Source organism: Bacillus sp. iso_77, assembly GCF_056173625.1.
In genome coordinates this window covers 2,134,514-2,156,843 of record NZ_CM149683.1, presented here as the reverse complement: position 1 = coordinate 2,156,843, position 22,330 = coordinate 2,134,514, and the positions used below count along the sequence as shown (strand labels likewise).

The following is a 22,330-nucleotide window of genomic DNA, read 5'->3' as shown; positions in this document are numbered from 1 at the left end:
GAAAAAGAGGGATGCTAAGTAAAAAAGTACAGAAAGTAGGGATAGAAGTGGGCATTTTATATGCACTTCTCCCAGCGATATTTTGGGGAAGTATTGTTCTCATCAGTGTCAAACTTGGCGGGAATGCCTATCAGCAAACACTCGGCATTACCCTCGGCGCTTTTTTGTTTTCAATCGGCGCCTATTTGATCAAAATGCCGGAACTGACACCGCTTATTTTTGCGGTTTCCGTTATCTCTGGGATCTTTTGGAGTATTGGGCAAATGAATCAGCTTTCAAGTGTCGCCTTTCTAGGGGTGTCAAAGGCTGTTCCTTTATCAACGGGTATGCAGCTTGTGAGCACGACATTATTTGGTGTCATCGTTTTCAAAGAATGGCAAACCATGACGGTCATACTTATTGGTTCTTGTGCCATTTTATTTATTATTGCTGGCGTTGTCATGACATCCCTCGGTCAAAAAAAGAGTGGCGGAAACGAAGGCGGCAATTTTAAAAAGGGAATCATCATTTTGCTCATCTCAACCGTAGGCTACGTCGGATATGTCGTCATTTTAAGATGGTTTCATATAGATGGCTGGTCTGCGCTCGTTCCACAATCTGTCGGCATGCTGCTTTCATCGTTAGCGATTAGTCTAAAGCAAGACCCGTTTAGCAAATATACGTTCAGAAATATCATTGCTGGTCTTGTGTGGTCGACAGGAAATCTAGGACTTCTTTTGGCGATTCCACTCATTGGCGTAGCAGTAAGTTTTTCCATGTCTCAAACAGGAATTGTCATCTCGACTTTAGGCGGTATTTATTTATTAAAAGAGAAAGCATCAAAAACAAGCTTTGTCATTGCAGGCTGCTTGATGATTATCGCAGGCGGTGTGCTACTAGGTTTTACAAAATAGGAGGTTTAAGCGAATGTATCCAGATTTGGAAGGAAAAACAGTTCTCATCACAGGAGCAGGTACAGGGATAGGTCAGGCGATGGCACGCCGGTTTGGACAAGAAAAAGCCAATGTAGTGATCAATTATTTCTCAGATAAAGAAAACCCGGACGACACGATTGCTGAGATTCAAAAAAGTGGCGGACAGGCTGTCAAAATTCAAGGGGATGTTTCAAAAGAAGAGGACATGAAGGCGATGATTGATCAAGCTGTTGATACATATGGCAGTCTTGATGTCATGATCAATAATGCAGGAATTGAAAATGAAGTTCCTTCAACTGAAATGACGCTAGATAACTGGAACAAAGTGATGTCCACCAATTTAACAGGTATGTTTTTAGGGTGCCGTGATGCATTAAAGTATATGACAGAACACGGAATGAGGGGTCGATTATTAATATGTCGTCGGTCCATCAGCAAATTCCGTGGCCTCATTTTGTCCATTATGCAGCAAGTAAAGGAGGCGCCAAGCTTTTGACGGAAACGCTGGCACTAGAATATGCGCCTAAAAAAATTCGTGTAAACAGCATTGCACCAGGCGCAATTGATACCCCGATCAATGCCGAAAAATTTGATGATCCAGCATTGAAAAAGGGCGTCATTGAGCTGATACCGATTGGTTATATCGGAAAACCGGAAGAAGTGGCAGCATGTGCTGTCTGGCTTGCATCAAAAGAGGCGAGCTATGTGACAGGGTTGACGTTATATGTAGACGGCGGTATGACCAAGTACCCTGGATTCCAAGCAGGAAAAGGATAATCGTGATAATCACGGGCTGGGCCCAGAGGATAACACAACACCAAATTATGATCTAGTATGTGCATGTGAAGACTAGTGAAAAGCGTGTGTATAAACATTCACACGCTTTTATCCGTTTATACGCCCTATTCAAATATGCTCGTTTCTTTTACAGGCTTTACACAAATTTTGATTGCAAAGATATGAATAGATTCGAAAAGTAGCAGCAAAAGACGTTTACCTATCTATCAAATTGAGTGGGAATAGCATCTGTTTCCATCTCGGGGCAGTTACTTCTCATGATTTATGGGTTTTTGAATGAGCTAAGTCATTAGCACTTATTTTAACAAAGTTCTCAAAGACTGTCTTCTGAAGAAGAAGCTACTTTATGGTTCATTCGGAGAGTATTTTTTAAAAGAAAAGGGGCCTCGTTCATATCTGGATGAGATCTCTTTTGTTCTGAAAGCTTGTTATGAATAATGATACGGTCATTTTTAAAATAAAATACATACATATAAAATTAAATGTCTAGACATTTAAAAATAAAAATATATAATATTAACTGGAAGCGCTTTTATTACAACAATGGGGTGAGAGAAATGAAACGTATTTTATTAGCATGCAGTTCAGGTATGTCTACGAGTTTACTAGTCACAAAGATGAAAGCACATGCTGAGTCTATAGGGGAAGAAGCAGAGATTTGGGCAGTCGGACAAGACCAAGCGAAAAAAGAAATAGCACATGCCGATGTTGTATTAATTGGACCGCAAATGAGCTTTTTAAAAGGGGATCTTCAAAAAGAAGCTCAAAAATATGGGATTGAAGTAGAGGTCATCGATATGCAGGCGTATGGGCTAGCAGATGGACAAAAAGCGTATGAACAAGCGGTTTCATTGATGGGGGAATCTTAAAGGATGGAAAAGAAAACGCTCGAAGGACTCACGGAAGAACAAATCAGTTTTCAATTGATCTTACACAGCGGAAATGCACGAAGCAAATTGCTTCAATCTCTTAAACAATTTAGAGAAGGTCATGAAACAGTAGCATCTGACCTTCTCAAAGAAGCGGAAGATGACTTGCGGAATGCACATGATATCCATTTTCAGATGGTACAGCAAGAGGCAAGCGGAGAAACGATTTCATTCTCCTTGCTGCTCATGCATGCCGAAGATCATTTCATGTCAACGATGACAATAAAAGAGCTTGTGGGAGAGCTCTTACCGATATTGCAATCACTGAAACAATAAAGGGTGTAAACAAGGGGGGAAACCAATGTTTGATAAAATAAGTGCGATTTTGGTTCCGATTGCTGGGAGATTGAACAACAATCGCTATCTAGGGGTATTAAGGGATGCCTTTATGCTTGCGTTCCCATTAACAATTTTTGGTTCCATCATGGTCGTATTAATGAATTTGCCATTTTTAGATAAGATCATGAGTCAAACAGCACTGGAAGGTGTTCAGTCTGCACTGAATATTGCACCTAGTGCGACCATCAGCATTATGAGTGTGTTTGTTGTATTTGGGATTGGCTACTATTTATCGAAAAGCTATGATGTGGAAGCTGTCTTTGGCGGTGTGATCGCTTTAGCCTCTTTTCTGCTCCTTACGCCATTTTTACTAGAACAAGAGGGCGGTGCATCCATTGCAGGCGTCATCCCAGTCGATCGTTTAGGCGCAAAGGGAATGTTCCTTGGAATGATCACAGGCTTTTTGTCAGCTGAAATTTATCGCTATTTTGTCCAAAAGAAATTTGTCATCAATATGCCGCAAGGGGTTCCGCCAGCTGTTTCTAAGTCTTTTGCTGCACTTATCCCGGCTACTTTGACACTCACAACCTTTTTACTGATCAATATCATCATTACACAAGGGTTCAAAACCAACATGCATGACTTGATTTACAATGCGATTCAGGCGCCGCTTGTCGGACTTGGAAGCGGTATCATTCCGACCTTGATCGCTATTTTCTTTATACAAATTCTTTGGTTCTTTGGGCTCCACGGCCAAATTATTATTAACTCTGTCATGGACCCGATTTGGAATACATTGTCCATTCAAAATCTAGAAAGCTACACAAAAACAGGTGAGGTTCCAAACATTATCAGCAAGCAGTTTATCGAAATCTATACAGTGGGTATGGGTGGAACCGGTATGACGCTAGCTGTTGTGTTTACGATTTTAATTTTCCTTAAAAGTAAGCAATTGAAACAAGTAGCAAAGCTCGGCTTAGGACCAGGTTTATTTAACGTCAATGAACCCATTATCTTCGGTTTACCGATTGTGATGAACCCGCTTATTCTCATTCCATGGATTTTGGCGCCAATGGTGATTACTTGTATTTCTTATTTTGCGATGGCCGCAGGTATTGTGCCGCCTCCGACGGGCGTGAATATTCCTTGGACAGTCCCGATCTTTATTAGCGGAGTCATGGCAACAAATTCATTAGCGGGCGGTCTGCTTCAGCTGTTTAATTTAATGATTGTGTTTGTCATTTGGTTCCCGTTCCTAAAATTTATTGATCGTATGAATGTGAAAAATGAAAAAATAGTCCCGACAGAAAAAACGAAACAAACAAACATCAAAGGTGAAGGAGACTCAATACATGTCGATGGAAACTAACAGTCAATCATATACATTTCCAGAAGGTTTCTGGTGGGGATCTTCTGCCTCTGCTACGCAAACAGAAGGCAGTTATCCAGGAGATGGAAAGGGACCGAACATTTGGGATCACTGGTTTGAAAAAGAGCCGAATCGTTTTTTTCAGGGCGTCGGTCCAGGCGTCACCTCGCAATTTTATCGTAAATACAAAGAGGATATCCGCCTCATGAAGGAGATTGGGCACAACTCGTTTCGTCTATCTATTTCATGGTCACGCCTTTTACCTGAGGGAAAAGGGGCTGTTAATGAAGAAGCTGTGGCTTTTTACAATGATGTGATCAATGAACTGATAGCGAGTGACATTGAACCGTTTGTGAACTTGTATCATTTTGATATGCCAATGGCGTTGCAGGAGACGGGAGGATGGGTAAACAGGCAGGTCGTAGACGATTATGTCAGCTATGCGACATTGTGTTTTCAGCTTTTTGGCGACCGGGTGAAAAAATGGTTTACCCATAACGAGCCGATTGTCCCTGTAGAGGGTGGATATATGTATAGCTTCCATTATCCAAACGAAGTTGATTTCCAAAAGGCAGTGCAAGTTGGATTTCATGAGATTTTATCAAATGCTAAGGCCATTGCGGCTTATAAAGAGATGAAGCAGGATGGGAAAATAGGCATTATCCTGAACCTTACTCCTTCGTATCCGCGAAGCCAGAATCCGCGGGATGTCGAAGCAGCTGAGATGGCTGACGCCTTCTTTAACCGGTCCTTCCTAGATCCAGCAGTGAAAGGACATTTCCCTGAAAAGCTAGTGGACGTGTTAAAGAAAGAAGGATTGATGCCGGCTATGGAGGAAGGAGACCTTGAACTCATTCAAGAGAACACGATCGACCTTCTCGGCATCAACTATTATCAGCCAAGAAGAGTGAAAGCAAAGGAACATATGCCTCACCCTGATGCACCATTTATGCCAGATCATTATTTCGATTCTTTTGAAATGCCGGGTAGAAAAATGAATGTGTACCGCGGCTGGGAAATCTATGAAAAGGGTATTTACGATATATTGAAAAAAGTCCAGACAGACTATGGGAATATTGAATGCTTTATTTCTGAAAATGGAATGGGTGTTGAAGGAGAAGAGCGGTTTCAAGATGAAAAGGGAATGATTCATGACGATTACCGCATTGATTTTATTTCTGAGCATCTTAAATGGGTGCATCAAGCCATTCAAGAAGGAAGTCATGTAAAAGGCTATCATCTGTGGACGTTTATGGATAATTGGTCATGGTCGAATGCCTATAAAAATCGCTATGGATTTGTCTCAGTGGACCTTGAGGAAGACGGGAAACGTACCATCAAAAAAAGTGGCTACTGGTTTCAATCGGTTTCAGAGAATAATGGTTTCTAATCAAGATACTTGCTCTTTCCTTGAAAAGGGCAAGTATTTTTCTTATGTAAAGATGAAAGGGGTGAAATGAAAGTGGCTCGAACCTTTTAAGCGCACTAGGCTTAGTGTAGAATGAGAGGAAGGCTAGAAAGCGCTATAATAGGATATGAAAAAACAAGTCAGTTGGTGGTGTGAGATGACAAAGTACGAACTCATTTCAGAAGAAATTAGAAAAAGAATAGGAACAGCATATTATCCAGAAGATCAACCCATTCCAGATGAAAACTCGCTTGCCGCTGAATTTAAATGCAGCAGAATGACGATGAAGCGTGCGCTCGATCTTTTAGTGGCGGAAGGTCTGCTCTTTAGAAAAAGAGGTCATGGCACATTTATTGTGAAGGCAGCACTAAATCAAGGTGCGATCAACGTATCAGGTCATGAAAATAAAGGGTTCACGAAAGTGATGGCAGATAAAAACGTGACGAGCCAAATCATTCGCTTTGATGTGCATTTTCCAAGTGAAGAGGTGGCAGCTCATTTATCCATTGACTCAAGCACACCTGTCTATGACATTATTCGGCTCCGTTTGGTAGAAGAAGAGCCATATGTATTAGAAAAAACCTTTATGCCTGTCAATGTCATTAAGGGAATAGATGAACAGGTTTTATTGGGTTCCATCTATAGCTACATTACAAACACACTGCAATTAAAAGTAGCAGGAGCGCACAAAAAAATTAGAGCGGCTAAATCAGATCAGCTTGATCAGCAATATTTAGGCTGTGACCCTACGGATCCGGTGCTAGAAGTGGAGCAGGTGGCTTATTTAAACACAGGCCGGCCGTTTGAATATTCCTTTAGCCACCATCGCTATGATAAATTTGATTTTTCAACGGTTGAAATTACGAAAACACGACTTTAAAAAAAGAGCAGAACCCCCTCAATCGGGAGACTGCTCTTTTTTTGTTGATTTTATATATTCCACCAGTGATATCCATCTTTTTCAAGAAGCTGATCTGCTTCTTTTGGTCCCATAGAACCAGCAGGATAATTTGGTTTTAACGTTTTGGTTTCAGCCCATTTTTCTGAAATTGGATCAACAAAGTTCCAAGACAGTGCTACTTCATCCCAGTGGGCAAAGTTTGTTGCATCACCTAGCAAACAGTCATGAATTAGCTTTTCATACGCTTCTGGTGTATTCATGATGTCGTTGTAATTTGTTTGATAGTCAAGCTTAATTGGTTTAGCATACGTTCCGCCATCAAGCTTGCGAGCATTCAGGTGAAGGGTGATGCCTTCGTCTGGCTGAATGTGAATCACAAGTAAGTTTGGATGCATGGAATTCCCGTTTCCGTAGTACAGGTTCATCGGAATGTCTTTAAATTGCACCACGATTTGAGTGGATTTCTTTTCTAGACGTTTTCCTGTACGAATGTAAAATGGTACCCCGGCCCATCTGAAGTTATCGATGAGAAGTTTTCCTGCAACAAATGTTTCTGTGTTGGAGTTTGGGTCCACATTATGCTCTTCAAGATAGGAAGGAACCATATTGCCATCAATCGTTCCTGCATCATACTGTCCGCGGACAAAGAATTGATCCACTTCATCTTTCGAGAATGGACGAAGCGCACGCAATGCTTTCCGTTTTTCGCTACGGATTTCCTCTGTATTGAGCTTAATCGGTGGCTCCATGGCTAGTAGTGCAACCATTTGAAGCATATGGTTTTGTACCATATCTCTCAGTGCACCAGAACTCTCGTAATATCTAGCACGGTCTTCGACACCTAATGATTCACTCGATGTGATTTGAATGTTTGAAATATAGCGGTTTGTCCAAAGCGGTTCAAAGATCGCATTCGCAAAACGAATTACCTCAATGTTTTGCACCATCTGTTTACCAAGATAGTGGTCAATACGATAAATTTGATCCTCTGTAAATGCATCTCGGATCTCTTCATTTAATGTTTTGGCACTAGGCAGGTCATGACCAAACGGTTTTTCAATGACAAGTCGAGACCATCCAGTCGTTTCTGATACGCCTTCACTTTTTAAAAACTTCGCAATGGTTCCGAAGAATTCTGGTGCCATCGCTAAATAGAACATCCGGTTATTCGGGATACTGTATGTATCTTCAAGACCAGAAAGAAGCGTGTTCAGTGCTTGATAGGAAGCAGGGCTTGAGACATCAAAATCATGGTAATAGAAATGAGAAATAAATTCCTCTGCTTTTGCTTCTGCATCATCAGAAGAGACCGACTCTTTTACCACAGCTCTTAGGTCTTCATGAGACCAAGGACGACGTCCAACACCTACAACGGCGAATTGATCTCCAAGCTTTCCGCTATGATAAAGTCTATGTATAGAAGGGTAGAGCTTGCGTTTTGCAAGGTCTCCTGTTGCGCCAAAAATGACAATGACTGCTTTTGGATAGTTAGTTTCTGTATTCACGAAAAGTACCTCACTTTATTCGTAGCATTGTTGTAAAAACCGAGAATGTATGTACATTTTCTTTATTTTAAAGGTTCATTGTTCGTAAAGCAAACATTTGATTCGACTTTTTCTGCCCGAGTTTGACTTTTTTCAAAAATTCCGCTGAATTCACATTTATCCTGTCTTCATGTATTCTATATGAATGAAGAGATTGTATACCGGCTGTAGGAGGAAATCGTAATGGAACTGCTCTTTTTAGGAACAGGTGCAGGCATTCCTGCAAAAACAAGAAACGTCACTTGCACTGCGCTGAAGCTTTTAGAAGAGAGAAAAGCCGTGTGGCTTTTTGATTGCGGAGAAGCGACGCAGCATCAAATATTACATACAACGATTAAACCAAGAAAAATTGAGAAGATCTTTATCACGCATATGCACGGTGATCATGTATATGGTCTCCCGGGTCTGCTTGGCAGCAGGTCCTTTCAAGGCGGAGAGGATGAATTGACGATATATGGTCCAAGCGGCATTAAAGCTTTTGTAAACGCGGCACTTTCAGCGACACAAACGCATTTGACTTATCCGCTGCATATCATAGAAATAGAGGAAGGGATCGTTTTTGAAGATGAGACCTTTCAAGTAGAAGCAAGACGAGTGTCTCATGGGATCCCAGCTTACGGTTATCGGGTCGTGGAAAAAGATGTACCCGGCGCACTAAAAGCCGAAGACCTAAAAAAAATCGGTGTAAAACCTGGACCTTTGTATCAGAAGTTGAAAAATGGGGAAACCGTTACACTCGAAGATGGAAGAATGATTGATGGAACCGATTATTTGGAACCCCCTAAAAAAGGGAGAATCGTTGCATTTTCAGGAGATACCCGTTTGTGCGAGAATATAACAAGGCTTGCCAAGAATGCGGATGTGTTAGTCCATGAAGCAACATTTGGGAAAGAAGATGCAGAACTAGCCTATAATTATTATCACAGTACGACAGAACAGGCAGCAAAAACAGCGCAGGAAGCAGGCGCAAAAAGACTGATTTTGACCCATATTAGTGCACGGTACCAAGGGGAAGAGTCACTGAAACAATTACTCAAAGAAGCCCGCGATATATTCCCGCTGACTGAAGCTGCACATGATTTCTTTTCTTTTCCTATTGACCGTACCCTGTAAAAATTGGATGAATCGTCAAAAAAAGTTGTGTGATTTTTTTGATATTTATGATGACGCTCTTTTTCAGGTAGTGGTAAAATGGTGAAGAAAAAACAAATGACGAATTACACTATGAAGAATACGGGAGGCACAATCAAAGATGAGCGGTTTTACAGCGTTAAGTGAAGCAGAATTAAATGACCTATATGCAGCACGACAAAAAGAATATGAAACGTACAAAAGTAAAAACTTACACTTAGACATGTCTAGAGGGAAACCTTCACCAAAACAGCTCGATTTATCTATGGGCATGCTCGATGTCGTGACATCAAAGGATGCAATGACAGCTGAGGATGGTACAGATGTGCGAAACTATGGCGGCTTGACAGGCCTTCCTGAAACAAAGAAATTTTTTGCAAGTGTGCTCAATCTGAAGCCAGAACAAATCATCATTGGCGGTAATTCTAGTCTGAATATGATGCATGACACAATTGCACGTGCTATGACTCACGGCGTATATGGCAGCAAAACACCTTGGGGAGAGCTTCCAAAGGTAAAATTCCTTGCACCGAGCCCAGGATATGATCGTCATTTTGCCATTTGTGAGCATTTTAACATAGAGATGATTACGGTAGATATGAAGTCGGATGGACCTGACATGGATCAGGTGGAAAAATTGGTTGCAGAAGATGAAGCCATCAAAGGGATTTGGTGTGTACCGAAATATAGTAACCCTGACGGCATTACGTATTCAGATGAGGTTGTTGACCGTCTTGCTTCCATGCAGACAAAAGCAGGCGACTTCCGTATTTTTTGGGATGATGCCTATGCAGTCCACCATCTAACAGATACGCCTGATACGTTAAAAGATATTTTTCAAGCAGTAGAGAAAGCAGGACATGCAAACCGTGTGTTTATGTTCGCCTCTACTTCTAAAATTACGTTCCCAGGCTCGGGTGTTGCACTAATGGCATCTAGTCAGGACAACGTCAGCTTTATTCAAAAGCAGCTATCAGTTCAAACCATTGGGCCAGATAAAATCAATCAATTAAGACACCTTCGTTTCTTCAAGAATCCAGAAGGATTGAAGGAACATATGAAAAAGCATGCAGCGATTATTAAGCCGAAATTTGACCTCGTTCTTTCGATCCTTGATGAAAAGCTTGGTGGAACAGGCATCGCTGAGTGGCACAAACCAAATGGCGGATATTTTATCAGCTTAAATACACTTGATCATTGTGCAAAAGCTGTTGTGCAAAAAGCGAAAGAAGCCGGTGTGACACTAACAGGTGCAGGGGCGACATATCCTTATGGAAACGACCCGCTTGATCGGAACATCCGTATTGCGCCAACGTTCCCAACACTTGAAGAACTAGAGCAGGCGATTGACATCTTTACGTTATGCGTTCAGCTTGTCAGCATTGAAAAGTTGCTGTCTGAGAAAAGTCAATCAGCACCAACGGTATAATGAAAAAACTCCTTGACTGATGTCCGGTCAAGGAGTTTTTGTTTTTAGTTAGCTGTTTGATAATAAGAGACAGGCTGTTTTGCTGCACACCATACATCATAAATCGCAAGCTGCACAATATGTGGTTCATCGTGATGAATATAGTGCGAGCTGTTCTGCGCCTGAATCCATCCGCTTTGGGATGACAATGTGAGCATTCGTTTATGAAGCCTGAGCCAAGCTTCATGTGCTGGATGAAACAAGCGGCTTTTGCCTGATGAAATGACAAGAAGGGGCATCATCCCATAATGCGTTTGCTCCTCTTTGATCGTACGCAGCATTTGCTCAAAGTCCTCATGTGTACATTCTGCTGTGAACTGCGCCATATATGAAGTGCGTTCTTCCTTTGATAAGAGTGGCAGAATGACCTGCTCTTGCTCCTCACTTGCTGGGTCTAGAAGGACCATACCGATAACATCTTCTTTTCTGCGGCTTGCCCATAAGCGGCTGACAAGAGAGCCAAATGAGTGCGCCACAATGAGAAATGGCGGCTGAATATTGGCTTGATGTAAGAGTGTATCTAAATCATCCGCAAGATCATGCAAAGTTCTTCCTTCTTTGCTTTCACTGCTTTTTCCATTACCTAAACGGTCATATAAGAAAACACCAAGCTCTGGGTCAATATCACGAGCGATATTCGCCCACGTATCGCCTGAAATTCCATATCCTGCTTCAAAAATAATGGTGGCTTGCTTTTTTCCTTGACGATGCCTTGTATAAAAGTGATGTCCATCTATATGATACGTTCTTTCAATCAATGCCGAGTTCATTCTTCCATCTCCTCTAAGTGGTTCTTTAGCTAAAAGACGGCACAAAAGGCAAAGATGTTTCTCTTAAAAACAAAAAAGATGCCTATTTCAAAAAATAGACACCTTTTTGCTTAAAGATGTTACCAAGCGCGATCGTATTGGCGCGGGCTTTCGATGGATGTACGAAGCTCTTTAGCGGCTGTTTTTGGGAAATAAGGATCCCGTAAAAATTCTCTGCCGATAAAGATCAAGTCAGCACGCTGATTTTGTAAAATTTCTTCGGCCTGTACACCAGATGTGATCATACCAACAGCGGCTGTTTGGATGCCGGCACCTTCTCTTATTTTCTCAGCAAAGGTGACTTGGTAGCCGGGGAATGTTTTAATACTGGCTTGCACCACAGCGCCTGAGCTCACATCAATTAAGTCGACTCCTTGCTCTTTCAGCCATGCGGCAATGCCAATATAATCTGCAATATCTAGTCCCTTTGTTGTGTAATCAGAAGCGGATACACGGACAAATAATGGTCCATCCCACACTTCATTGACTGCATCAACAACTTCTCTCAAGAAGCGATAACGATTTTCTGGTGAACCGCCATATTCATCTGTCCGGTGATTGGCAAGCGGTGAGAGAAATTCGTTAATCAAATAGCCATGCGCACCATGAATCTCAATGATGTCAAATCCAGCTTTCTTGGCGCGGACAGCGGCATCTTGAAACGCCTGAACGGTGTCTTTTATTTGATCGATAGACATCTCAAGAGGTGTTTTAGATTGCTCGTCAAATGGAATGCTGGATGGAGCAAGAATGTCACCATCTAGCTCAGCCTTGCGTCCTGCATGGGCTAGCTGGATGGCCGTTTTTGTTCCGTACGCTTTGATTTGTTCGTTTAATGAGGCAAACCCTTCAATGTGCTCATCACTCCAAATTCCGAGGTCCTGATCACTAATTCTTCCCTCAGGTGAAACAGCACTTGCCTCGACCATAATTAATCCGGCCTGACCTTGCGCACGGGAAATATAATGTGCAAAGTGGAAAGGCTGTAATTTTCCATCACGGTCATAGGATGAATACATACACATCGGGGACATGACGATGCGGTTTTTGAGTGTGACACCTTTTAATGTCCAAGGTGAAAAAAGCTTTGTTTCCAATTACCTTCGCCTCCTCATAGAATGGTATAGCCGATTATAACAGTCATTCAAACATTCGTCATAAAAGGTGCTCAAACCATATAGCTTTTGAACATGATTTTGTATAATGAAAGATATGGACATCAAAGGGGGATAAACGGATGAAATGGCAAACGGAAAGTGAACTAAAGGAGCTACTCACAGCTCTGATGCAGTATGAAAGCATATCTGGTACAACGGGAGAAGTCGCATTAGCGGAATATTTATATTACTTGCTGAGGGAGCAACCATATTTTGAGCAGCATCCTGATCACTTGGCTTTGCATCCAATGAAAGATGGCCGGTATTTTTTAACGGCACTTGTCAAACGAAGTACGCTGCCACGTACTGTTTTACTCCTCAGCCATTTTGATGTCGTCGATACAGAGGATTACGGAGAATTTCAAAATATGGCGTGTAAGCCCGAAGAGTTAATGGCCTCCTTTTCTCAAAAAAGTGCACTTCTTCCAAAAAGGGCAAGAGAGGATTTAGCTTCAGGTGACTGGCTGTTTGGGCGAGGGTCCATGGATATGAAAGCAGGCCTGACTGTTCAGCTTTCCATGCTGGAAAGAGCGATGGCGGGGAGGTTTGAAGGAAATATTCTGCTCGTCACAGTGCCAGATGAAGAAGTGAATTCACAGGGAATGCTGGAGGCTGTTCCGAAACTAAAGGAGCTCAAGGAGACGTATGACCTTGAGTATACCGCGTGTTTAAACAGTGAGCCGATGTTTGAAAAGTATCCCGGGGATGCGCACCAATACATCTATACAGGTAGTATAGGGAAGGTACTTGCGGGATTTTTCTGCAAAGGAATTGAAACACATGTAGGTGAGCCCTTCTCAGGATTAAATGCAAATTTTATGGTATCTGAATTAAACAGGCTGTTAGAACTAAATAGTGATTATTGTGAGGAAGTAGATGGTGAAGTGACACCGCCTCCGACCAATTTGATGCAAAAGGATTTGAAAGAAGCTTACTCTGTTCAAACGCCTCACACGGCTGTTTCTTTATTTAATGTGCTGATGATGAACCGCTCTAGTGAAGAGCTTCACGGGCTCCTCTATGAAACTGCGAAACAAGCAGCAGCCCAAATCGAAGCCAATCTCAAACAGAAAACCGCTGCATTTCAACGCTTTAAACATTTTACACCCATCGATACAAACATCACGGTGTTAACGTATCATGAGCTGTACGAAAAAGCTGCTGAACGATCCGGCAAGCAGGAGGTCGAGCGAATTGTCAACTACGCCTTTGCCAACCGGGGTGAGCTTGGGGATCGTGATTTTTCAACCAAAATTGTATCAGAACTGACGACCCTTTGTAAGGAAGATGGAGCACTGGTTGTGTTGTTTTATAGTCCGCCATTTTACCCATCTGTTTCTTCAACAAACGATCTGCATATTCAAACGACCTTAAAGAAGATTCAAAGAGAAGCAAAAGAGATCTATGGAATCGAAGTAGAAGAAGTCAAATATTTTCCTGGTTTATCTGATTTAAGCTACTTACAGCTTGAAAATCAAGATATAGCCGATTATACAGCCAACATGCCGCTATACCAAAAAGGCTACTCGTTACCACAAGGAGAAAAAGAAGCTCTTAACGTTCCTGTCATCAACGTTGGTCCATTAGGAAAGGATGCGCACAAATGGACAGAACGGCTGCATGTCCCATTCTCTTTTGGCGTTTTGCCGTCGCTCTTAGAATCAACAATTCATGCTTTACTAGAAAAGAATTAAGTGAAAGCCCTATCGCCATGATAGGGCTTTTCTTTTTGATTTTAATCACCTTCTGTCTAAAGAAATAGAGTATGATATAGAATGATACTTACATATATTTGAAGGGGGATTGTGAGAGTGAAAACAGGAGTACTAACAAAAACAGAGATCATGACATCACTTCAAGAGAGTTTGCGTAAGCTTGAGGAGTTATTATGGACATGTGATGAGGCTACATTAGATGAATCTTTTGGGGAAGGCAAGTGGTCGATTAAACAAATTGTTGGACATTTGTATGATACAGAAGAAGTCTGGTCAGAGCGGATAGAGCAGGCAATATCAAATGAGCACACGCTTTTCGCATCATATGATCCAGAGATATATGTGAAGGGAAGAGCTTATGAAACGTATACCGCACAAGAGGTCAGTGCATTGATCGAGCGCTTAAAAGAGAGCAGAAACAAAACACTACAACTATTAGAAAAGGATACATGGGATTTTTCAGGTCTCCATCCTGAAGAAGGGATGATGACAGTCCAAATATTAGCTGAAACCATTGCTTTACATGAAATTCATCACCTCGATCAAATCAAAGCCATCATATCCATGAGAGCATCGAGTGATAGATGAAAAGCACCTGTCATCAAGGCAGGTGCTTTTCTATATTATTTATACGTACTCGCTGAAAACATGTCGTTTAATTCTGCTGCGCGTTTTGTCGCTGTTTTCACACAATCGACAATCGCTTCTTCAAATTGATAGGAAGCAAGGGTATTCAGTCCTGCTTCTGTCGTTCCACCTTCGCTCGTAATTTCTTTGCGCAATTCAGCAGGTTCCTTACCGCTATCCTGAAGCATATTTGCAGCGCCTGCAATCATTTGACAAATGAGCAATTTCGCTGTCTCTTGGTCCATCCCAAGTTCCGATGCACCTCGCTCCATTCCTTCAATCAAATGATAAATAAAGGCAGGACCGCTGCCTGCAATGGCTGTGACCGCATTCAGCTGTGATTCATCTAAAACCGTCACATGACCGATCGTTTCAAACAGTTGAACTGCTTTTTCCTTTTGCGCCTCTGTGACTTCATCACTGACAGCAATGCCAGTAGCTGATTGTTGTATGGCTGCTGATGTATTTGGCATCGCACGAACCACCGCCGTTTTTGCGCCAGCATAATGCTGAATGGTTTCAATAGAAATGCCCGCTAAAATAGAAATAATCAGCTGTCCATTTAAATGGGGCCTTACTTCAGAAATTCCACTTTCCGCATCTTTTGGTTTTAAAGCAAACACCAGCATATCGGCTTCTTCATAAATAAAGGAACGAGCGAAATCTGTTTTGACTCCATAACGTGCATTTAATTCTTCTAATCGTTTTTCATTTGTTTTATTTGTGACAATGATATCTTCATTTGACATAATGCCGCTCTTTAAAAGACCTTTAATCATAGACTCGGCCATTGAGCCTGCACCAATAAATCCAATTTTACTCATAAGCTGCTCCTCCTTGTAGAAAATAAAAAAACCTCTCGTCTGCAAAGGACGAAAGGTTTTTCGCGGTACCACCCTCAATTAGCATGCAATGTTGCATACTCAGCTCTAGTCCCTTAACGCGGGAAACGTTTAGGTTTGCCTAACAGCTCAAAGGGCAGGTTCAGCAAATAAGAGGATGGTGAAGTCTTACAGCCGGCGGACCTCACTCTCTTGCATCGTTATTTTGCTTACTAATCCTTGTCATCGCGCATCTTATATTTGTTGTTCATTATGCAACGATGGACAAGTTTGTGTCAATAGGGAGAGATAAAAAAATTGACCATCTAAACCGCATGACAGTCTGCCCTTTGCAAGATACAATGAATAAAGAAGAGTGAGTTCAGATGATCTATGAGACAAAAATCAGGAGATGACGTATAAAAGTGAAAGAAGAAATGATTCAATTATCCATCCCTACACCGTTTGCGGTGGGGGATGTCCATGCATATATATTAAAAGGCGATGCCGTGACCTTAGTCGATTGCGGACCGATGACACAAGAGGCACAGCATGCCTTTGTCACGCAATTAAAGGAACATCATTTATCAATAGATGATATTGATCAAGTGGTTTTGACACATCATCATGCAGATCATGTCGGTCTTTTAGATCTGATGAAATCCCATGTCCGTGTCATCGGACACGAGTTGAATGAGCCCTATATTAGTCAGGATGCAGCGTTTAAACAGCGTCAAATCCATTTTATGAATGATTTTTTTCAGCAGTTAGGTGTGCCGCTTCGTCAAGGTGAGTGTGAAAGAATTGTGAGGCAGTCCTATACATATTCATGTACGGCACATGTCGATGACGTCATAAAAGAAGGCGATCGTTTGAAGGGACATGAGCACTTCCAAGTGCTGGAGACCCCGGGACATGCACAATCTCATCTTTCTTTTTTAGATGAAACAACAGGGAATTTCATCGGCGGTGATCTGCTGCTTACGACCATTTCTTCCAATCCGTTAATGGAAGCGCCAATGAAAGGAACAGAACGTCAAAAATCGTTGCTTCAATATAAAGCATCACTCGAGCGTTTATTGCATTTGCCCATTCAGACGATTTATCCAGGGCATGGCCAGCTCATTACCTCTCATCACGAATTGATCGAAGAAAGATTTAAAAAACAGGAAAAACGGGCAAATACGATGTATCAGCTGCTTCAACGAAAGGAAATGACCGCCTTTCATCTTTGTCGCACCCTATTTCCGGGCCTGTATGAAGAAGCATTATTTTTGACAATGTCTGAGACAGTCGGACAGCTTGATGTGCTTTTAGCGGCTGGACATATTGAAGAAGTGCAAAAAGACGGAATCCTCTACTATCGAGCAAATGAAGGAGTGAAATAAATGGGGCGACTAACAGGAAAGAGAATATGGATTACAGGTGCTTCAGGCGGTATTGGTGAAAAGATGGCGTACTTGGCAGCAGCCGAAGGAGCAGAAATCATTGTGTCGGCAAGACGAATTGAAAAGCTCACAGGTGTAAAAGAAAAGATTATAAGTGCTGGCGGCGTATGTCACATCGTTCAGCTTGATGTCAGTCAGCTTGAGGACATTGATCAAGCCTATCAACAAGTGGGCGCTGTTGATATTTTGGTGAACAATGCCGGCTTTGGTGTGTTCGATCTCGTCGAGGACGCATCCATTGAGGAAATGGTGTCGATGTTTGAGGTCAATGTCTTTGGTTTAATTGCCTGCACAAAAAAGGTCCTTCCTGAGATGAAACAAAGAGGGGAGGGACATATTATCAATATTGCGTCACAGGCAGGCAAAATTGCCACCCCTAAATCCGCCATCTATTCCGCATCAAAGCATGCGGTTCTCGGTTTTTCAAACAGCCTGAGAATGGAGCTGGCAGACAGCGGAATTCATGTCACAACTGTCAATCCAGGACCGATTGCCACAGACTTCTTTACCATTGCAGATCGCAGTGGTGAATATGTGAAAAATGTTGATTTTATGATGCTCAGTGCTGACAAGGTAGCAGGGAAGGTCGTATCCGCCATGATGACAAAAAAAAGAGAGATTAATTTACCAGGATGGATGAATGCTGGCAGTAAATTGTATCAATTATTCCCGTTTTTATTTGAAAAAGCAGCACGTAAAGCGATGATGAAAAAATAACAAAAAAAGAAACCGGTCACAGGCTGGTTTCTTTTTTTGTTTGATGGGGCTTGATATTGGTGACGCCAAAGACATTGCCATCAACATCTTCGAAGCTAAAACCGCCTAAGTCTGGGTTAGCTAATATTTGAATATCCGATACGGTCACTTCATGCTCGCTTAAATACTGGTGAAAGTTTTTTAAATCCTTCACAAATAGATCAATCATACTATGCCGAACTCCTGTAAAAGAGTTCATAAAGTAGATTCGTTTCTCGTGTTTTGTTTTGACGAGATAAAAAGAAGGCCCCTCGCCATGAGTAAAAGTGAGCATGGCGGCTTCTTCTGATTGATGTAGAACGATCATCTCTAAAATCTGTTCATACCAAGAGACAGCCCGGGTGATATCAGTCACAGGAATTTCAATAGTAGCAATTTGTTGAATGGTCAATGGCTTCACTCCTTTTTCTATATTCGTCTTGCCGCTTGCTGAAGTGGATCCCATACACTGTTAAAAGGAGGGGCATAGCTAATATCTAAATCTTCAAGGTCTGTCACAGTCAGCCCTTGATAAAGAGCAGTTGCCATGACATCAATTCGTTTATCAACACCTTCTTTACCAATGATTTGTGCGCCAAGCAAGGTGTGATCATCGCTTCTGTAAATCAGTTTCACTTTTATTTTCTCTGCATCTGGGTAATATCCAGCGTGGTCAGTGCTGTCGATGGTGATGGTGGAGAAAGGAAGGCCCGCGTCTTTTGCTTCTTTCTCTGACAAACCTGTTCGTCCCGCCGTCACGTCCATAAATTTCATCACCGCTGTGCCGGTTACGCCTTGAAACGCACGGTTTGTTCCTGTCATATGAAAGCCTGCGATTCTTCCTTGTTTATTTGCTGTCGTGCCGAGCGGAATATAGTCCAGTTCCTTTTTGATACGGTGGTAGGTCGCTGCGCAGTCACCCGCCGCATAGATATCTTGTACATTCGTCTGCATGTATTCATTCACAACAACTGCACCATTTTGAAGACGCTGAATTCCTGTGCTGTCTAAAAAGGATGTTTGCGGAGTGACGCCAACGGCAATGATGACCATATCTGTTTCAATTGTCTGTTTGTCTGTTTGAACAGCTGTTACATGTGTCTTGCCCTTCAATTTTTGCACTGTTTCACCAAGTACTACTTGAATGCTTTGATTGTCCGCTTCTTCTTTCAGATATTTTGCCATATCGGGATCAAAGCCTGGGCCAAGTGTTGCACCCCGCTGAATGATATGAACATCTTTGCCTAGCCCTTTTAAATTTTCTGCCATTTCTAAGCCGATATATCCTCCTCCGATGATCGTGATATGTGTGACGTCTTTTTTTAGATTGTCTAAAATAGACAGCGCATGCGGGATTGTTTTTAATACGTGGACACCTTCTAATGAATGACTGTCTAGATCAAGTGTGACGGGGCTTGCTCCTGTCGCAATTAACAGACGGTCATACGTTTCTGTAAAGGGCTCTTTTGTTTTAGAATGAATACCCGATACTGTTTTTTGCTCCGGGTCAATTGAGGTCACTTCGTGTAAGCATCTGGCATCAATTCCGTATTTGTCACGAAAAGTTTCAGCGCTGCGTGCGATGAGTTTTCTGTGATGATCAATGAGACCGCCGATCAAGTAGGGGAGTCCGCACTGTCCATATGAGAAAATCTCTCCTTTTTCAAAAGCTACAATTTGCGCGTCTGGATCCTCTCTATATATTTGCATAGCGCAGCTCATTCCTGCTGCATCTCCGCCAATCATCACATATTTCATTTGGTGTGCTCCCTTCTATCTATCAAACTGAATACTCTTATTTACCCTCATTTTCCTTTATTTAATGCTTTTTTTTCGCAAAAGAAGCAAACTTTCGTTGAAAAATAAAGACAGCGCCTTCATTTTAAGCTACAATCGGATTATCGTCTTTTTGGTTATGAGTTTAGTTTAGATTGGTGGGAAAGACTTTGGGTGACGAACGACTAGATTTTAATACACTATATACACGCCATACGAGAGAGGCCTGGGCCGCTCTTGGAGAATATATGCCGGTATCTGTTTCAGAAGAAGAAGTGAGAGCACTTCAAGGATTAAACGACTACTTATCGCTAGAAGAAGTGCGAGATATTTACATACCGCTTATTCGGTTTCTGACATTACATGTCTTTGCAGAAAAACAAAAAAATCAGCATGTCAATGCTTTTTTAAACTACCCGCATCATGCGAAAATCCCTTTTTTAATTGGGATTGCAGGAAGTGTGGCCGTCGGAAAAAGCACGACAGCACGTATTATTGAAACACTTTTATCAAGGCTTGGAGATGGGCTGAAGGTGAGTCTCGTAACAACGGACGGCTTTTTGTATCCTCAAAAAGAGTTAAAAGATCGGGGGCTGATGGAAAAGAAAGGCTTCCCGGAAAGCTATGATGTTAAAGCACTACTTTCGTTTTTAAATGAATTAAAATCAGGGAAACAAACTGTGCATGCACCTGTATATTCACATCTGACCTATGACCGTCTTGAAGGGGTGTATGAAACAGTAGAAGATGCAGATATTGTGATCATTGAAGGGATCAACGTGTTGCAATCACCGGCACTGGATGATCTGAAGGATGAGCCGCGCGTGTTTGTATCAGATTACTTCGATTTTTCGATTTATGTAGATGCCGCTGAGACGCAAATTCAATGCTGGTATAAAGAACGGTTCCGTTTGCTGCGGGAAACAGCCTTCCAAGACCCTGAATCTTTCTTTCATCAATACAAAGATTTGACGGATGAAGAAGCAGATCAGATGGCAAGCACGATTTGGAATACAGTGAACCGGCCAAATTTATATGAAAATATTTTGCCGACAAAATATAGAGCCGATTTGATTTTAAAAAAAGGCGATCAGCATAAGGTGGAAGAGATCGCCATCCGCAGGGTATAAAGAAAACCGCTCAATTGAGAGCGGTTTTTTTTTAATGACCTCCACTTACTTTCACAGCCACGGCAGCCGCCGTTCGTTTTTTTAGGCGGTAGTATCCGATAAGTAAAAACGGAACGCCTGCAGCGGTGACAATCGCCAAGACTGAAAAAATAGAAAGGGGATGGGCTGCGCCAAATAAGTCAATACACAATCCTCCGACAAACGGTCCGACGACGCTGCCGAGCTGAGAAAACCCCATTGCGCCGAAGTATGATCCTTTCACTTCAGGTTTTGCAATATTGTCTACAAACAGATCCATCATCGCAAATAGCAGCACTTCACCAATCGTAAACACGACAATGATAAAAGCAAGCGTACCGAGACTTTGTGAAAAAGCAATGGCAAACAAACTGCCTGCTAGAAGCACGTTCCCAGTCGTTAATGACAAAATCGTTGAATAGCGCTTAGCGATCATAATCAGCGGGTACTGAACGACAATGACAACCACTGCGTTTAAGGATAAAAGATACCCAAACAGTTTAGGGCCATCCTCAATCATAGGGGATGCCGATAAATATTGAGGCAGTGTTGAGCTTAGGTGTGAATAGCCAAATGAACATAAAGTAACGCCAATGAGGATGATGCTAAAGACCGTATCTTTCTGAATAATGGAAAGAGCTTTTTTGACGCCGATTTGTTTGGTGCTTTCTGGAGCAGCCACTGGATGCTTTTGAAATTGCCATGCCAGCGTTAACCCATACAACAAGTAAATGAGGGCAGCGACGAGAAATGGAAAAGTCGTTTTTGATGACCCGAGATATAAGCCAAGCAGCGGGCCGAAAATGACACCAATGTTAATGGCCGTATACCGTAAGTTAAAGACAAACAACCGAATGCTCGATGGGGTGACATCGGATAAGAGTGCTTTAGACGTTGGTTCAAACAGCGCCCGGCACAGTCCATTTAAAGCATTCATAAAAAAGAAGACCCAAATGGCATCTGCAAATGCGAAGCCAACAAAGACAAGTGTCCAGCCAAAGATGGATAAAAGCATGACCTTTTTTCTGCCGATTCGGTCGGAAACATAGCCGCCGTAAAAACTCGCAACAATCCCAATAAGAGAGCTGACGGCAATGATCAATCCAGCTGAAGAGGCTGAGGCGCCTTTGACTTGTGTCAAATAAACGGCTAAAAAGGGAATGCTCATGGATGTCGCCATTCGGCCAAATATCGTGCCGATGATGATCGTCCAACTAAGTGGATGTAAAGTGCGTAAGTTATTTTTCATGCTGTGTCTCCCCTGAGTTTGTAAGATGTTCCAATCATACATGAAAAATTGTGCAAATTAAATACACAATTTGATGGAGGAGTCATCCGTCAAATGACAGAGAA

20 protein-coding genes, 1 pseudogene and 1 other annotated feature are annotated in these 22,330 nt (G+C 42.1%); of the genes and pseudogenes, 14 read left to right on the top strand and 7 right to left on the bottom strand.

Translation table 11 applies throughout. From position 1 onward, the window contains the following. Window positions 1–47 precede the first annotated feature (47 nt). The 7 genes and pseudogenes from AC0VYC_RS10970 (at window position 48) to AC0VYC_RS10940 (ending at window position 6,577) form a co-directional block, all read left to right on the top strand. Window positions 48–893, top strand: a complete 846-nt coding sequence (locus AC0VYC_RS10970; protein WP_024718904.1) for a GRP family sugar transporter — start codon at window positions 48–50, stop codon at window positions 891–893. A 13-nt stretch (window positions 894–906) separates the two neighbouring features. Then, window positions 907–1,691: pseudogene (locus AC0VYC_RS10965) on the top strand (SDR family oxidoreductase). Window positions 1,692–2,269: 578 nt separating this feature from the next. Beyond that, entirely contained in the window at window positions 2,270–2,581 is a 312-nt protein-coding gene (locus AC0VYC_RS10960) for a PTS sugar transporter subunit IIB (protein WP_427243186.1), read from the top strand. A 3-nt stretch (window positions 2,582–2,584) separates the two neighbouring features. After that, window positions 2,585–2,917: a PTS sugar transporter subunit IIA gene (locus AC0VYC_RS10955; RefSeq protein ID WP_017357943.1), complete on the top strand. Its 333-nt coding sequence runs from the start codon at window positions 2,585–2,587 to the stop codon at window positions 2,915–2,917. 25 nt (window positions 2,918–2,942) lie between these two features. Beyond that, entirely contained in the window at window positions 2,943–4,289 is a 1,347-nt protein-coding gene (gene celB / locus AC0VYC_RS10950) for a PTS cellobiose transporter subunit IIC (protein ID WP_039165893.1), read from the top strand. Beyond that, window positions 4,273–5,679, top strand: a complete 1,407-nt coding sequence (locus AC0VYC_RS10945) for a glycoside hydrolase family 1 protein (protein ID WP_427243185.1) — start codon at window positions 4,273–4,275, stop codon at window positions 5,677–5,679. The genes celB and AC0VYC_RS10945 overlap by 17 nt, the downstream gene beginning before the upstream one ends. A 175-nt stretch (window positions 5,680–5,854) precedes the next feature. Continuing rightward, window positions 5,855–6,577, top strand: coding sequence for a GntR family transcriptional regulator (locus tag AC0VYC_RS10940; protein WP_039165887.1), 723 nt, complete (start codon window positions 5,855–5,857; stop codon window positions 6,575–6,577). Window positions 6,578–6,627: 50 nt separating this feature from the next. On the opposite strand, the gene zwf is transcribed toward AC0VYC_RS10940, so the two are convergent. Continuing rightward, window positions 6,628–8,103, bottom strand: coding sequence for a glucose-6-phosphate dehydrogenase (zwf, locus tag AC0VYC_RS10935; RefSeq protein WP_058336671.1), 1,476 nt, complete (start codon window positions 8,101–8,103; stop codon window positions 6,628–6,630). Window positions 8,104–8,325: 222 nt separating this feature from the next. Here zwf and rnz point away from each other — a divergent pair, with 222 nt between their 5' ends. Both rnz and AC0VYC_RS10925 read left to right on the top strand, forming a co-directional pair. Continuing rightward, window positions 8,326–9,255, top strand: coding sequence for a ribonuclease Z (rnz, locus tag AC0VYC_RS10930; protein ID WP_039165882.1), 930 nt, complete (start codon window positions 8,326–8,328; stop codon window positions 9,253–9,255). A 139-nt stretch (window positions 9,256–9,394) separates the two neighbouring features. Further along, entirely contained in the window at window positions 9,395–10,702 is a 1,308-nt protein-coding gene (locus tag AC0VYC_RS10925) for an aspartate aminotransferase type Ic (RefSeq protein WP_251211221.1), read from the top strand. A 44-nt stretch (window positions 10,703–10,746) separates the two neighbouring features. On the opposite strand, the gene AC0VYC_RS10920 is transcribed toward AC0VYC_RS10925, so the two are convergent. Both AC0VYC_RS10920 and namA read right to left on the bottom strand, forming a co-directional pair. Then, window positions 10,747–11,511: an alpha/beta fold hydrolase gene (locus tag AC0VYC_RS10920; protein ID WP_041091946.1), complete on the bottom strand. Its 765-nt coding sequence runs from the start codon at window positions 11,509–11,511 to the stop codon at window positions 10,747–10,749. A gap of 119 nt (window positions 11,512–11,630) precedes the next feature. After that, window positions 11,631–12,647 (bottom strand): NADPH dehydrogenase NamA, encoded by a 1,017-nt coding sequence (namA, locus tag AC0VYC_RS10915; protein ID WP_024718910.1) that lies wholly within the window; start codon window positions 12,645–12,647, stop codon window positions 11,631–11,633. 140 nt (window positions 12,648–12,787) lie between these two features. Here namA and AC0VYC_RS10910 point away from each other — a divergent pair, with 140 nt between their 5' ends. Together AC0VYC_RS10910 and AC0VYC_RS10905 are read left to right on the top strand one after the other, a co-directional pair. Next, window positions 12,788–14,401 carry a M20/M25/M40 family metallo-hydrolase gene (locus AC0VYC_RS10910; RefSeq protein ID WP_427243184.1) on the top strand — a complete coding sequence of 538 codons (1,614 nt, stop codon included), beginning with the start codon at window positions 12,788–12,790 and terminating at the stop codon, window positions 14,399–14,401. Between the two features lie 117 nt (window positions 14,402–14,518). Then, complete coding sequence (locus AC0VYC_RS10905; RefSeq protein WP_144679378.1) at window positions 14,519–15,010, top strand: DinB family protein; 492 nt, start codon at window positions 14,519–14,521, stop codon at window positions 15,008–15,010. Between the two features lie 35 nt (window positions 15,011–15,045). Here AC0VYC_RS10905 and proC read toward each other — a convergent pair whose 3' ends face one another. Continuing rightward, complete coding sequence (gene proC, locus AC0VYC_RS10900) at window positions 15,046–15,873, bottom strand: pyrroline-5-carboxylate reductase (RefSeq protein ID WP_024718913.1); 828 nt, start codon at window positions 15,871–15,873, stop codon at window positions 15,046–15,048. Window positions 15,874–15,914: 41 nt separating this feature from the next. After that, window positions 15,915–16,126: a binding site (T-box leader), on the bottom strand. Between the two features lie 169 nt (window positions 16,127–16,295). On the opposite strand from proC, the gene AC0VYC_RS10895 reads away from it, so the two are divergent. Next, the gene (locus AC0VYC_RS10895) at window positions 16,296–17,258 is read left to right on the top strand and encodes an MBL fold metallo-hydrolase (protein WP_335350825.1); all 963 of its coding nucleotides are present in this window, start codon (window positions 16,296–16,298) and stop codon (window positions 17,256–17,258) included. Further along, a complete protein-coding gene (locus AC0VYC_RS10890; RefSeq protein WP_178930318.1) occupies window positions 17,259–18,035 on the top strand; it encodes an SDR family NAD(P)-dependent oxidoreductase in 777 nt (258 codons plus the stop codon). Window positions 18,036–18,051: 16 nt separating this feature from the next. Here AC0VYC_RS10890 and AC0VYC_RS10885 read toward each other — a convergent pair whose 3' ends face one another. After that, a complete protein-coding gene (locus AC0VYC_RS10885; protein WP_427243183.1) occupies window positions 18,052–18,474 on the bottom strand; it encodes a VOC family protein in 423 nt (140 codons plus the stop codon). An 8-nt stretch (window positions 18,475–18,482) separates the two neighbouring features. Next, window positions 18,483–19,811 carry a CoA-disulfide reductase gene (locus tag AC0VYC_RS10880; RefSeq protein ID WP_110487375.1) on the bottom strand — a complete coding sequence of 443 codons (1,329 nt, stop codon included), beginning with the start codon at window positions 19,809–19,811 and terminating at the stop codon, window positions 18,483–18,485. Between the two features lie 188 nt (window positions 19,812–19,999). Here AC0VYC_RS10880 and coaA point away from each other — a divergent pair, with 188 nt between their 5' ends. Next, complete coding sequence (gene coaA / locus AC0VYC_RS10875; RefSeq protein WP_008342294.1) at window positions 20,000–20,959, top strand: type I pantothenate kinase; 960 nt, start codon at window positions 20,000–20,002, stop codon at window positions 20,957–20,959. A 31-nt stretch (window positions 20,960–20,990) separates the two neighbouring features. On the opposite strand, the gene AC0VYC_RS10870 is transcribed toward coaA, so the two are convergent. Continuing rightward, window positions 20,991–22,226 carry an MDR family MFS transporter gene (locus AC0VYC_RS10870; protein ID WP_008343828.1) on the bottom strand — a complete coding sequence of 412 codons (1,236 nt, stop codon included), beginning with the start codon at window positions 22,224–22,226 and terminating at the stop codon, window positions 20,991–20,993. Between the last annotated feature and the right edge of the window lie 104 nt (window positions 22,227–22,330).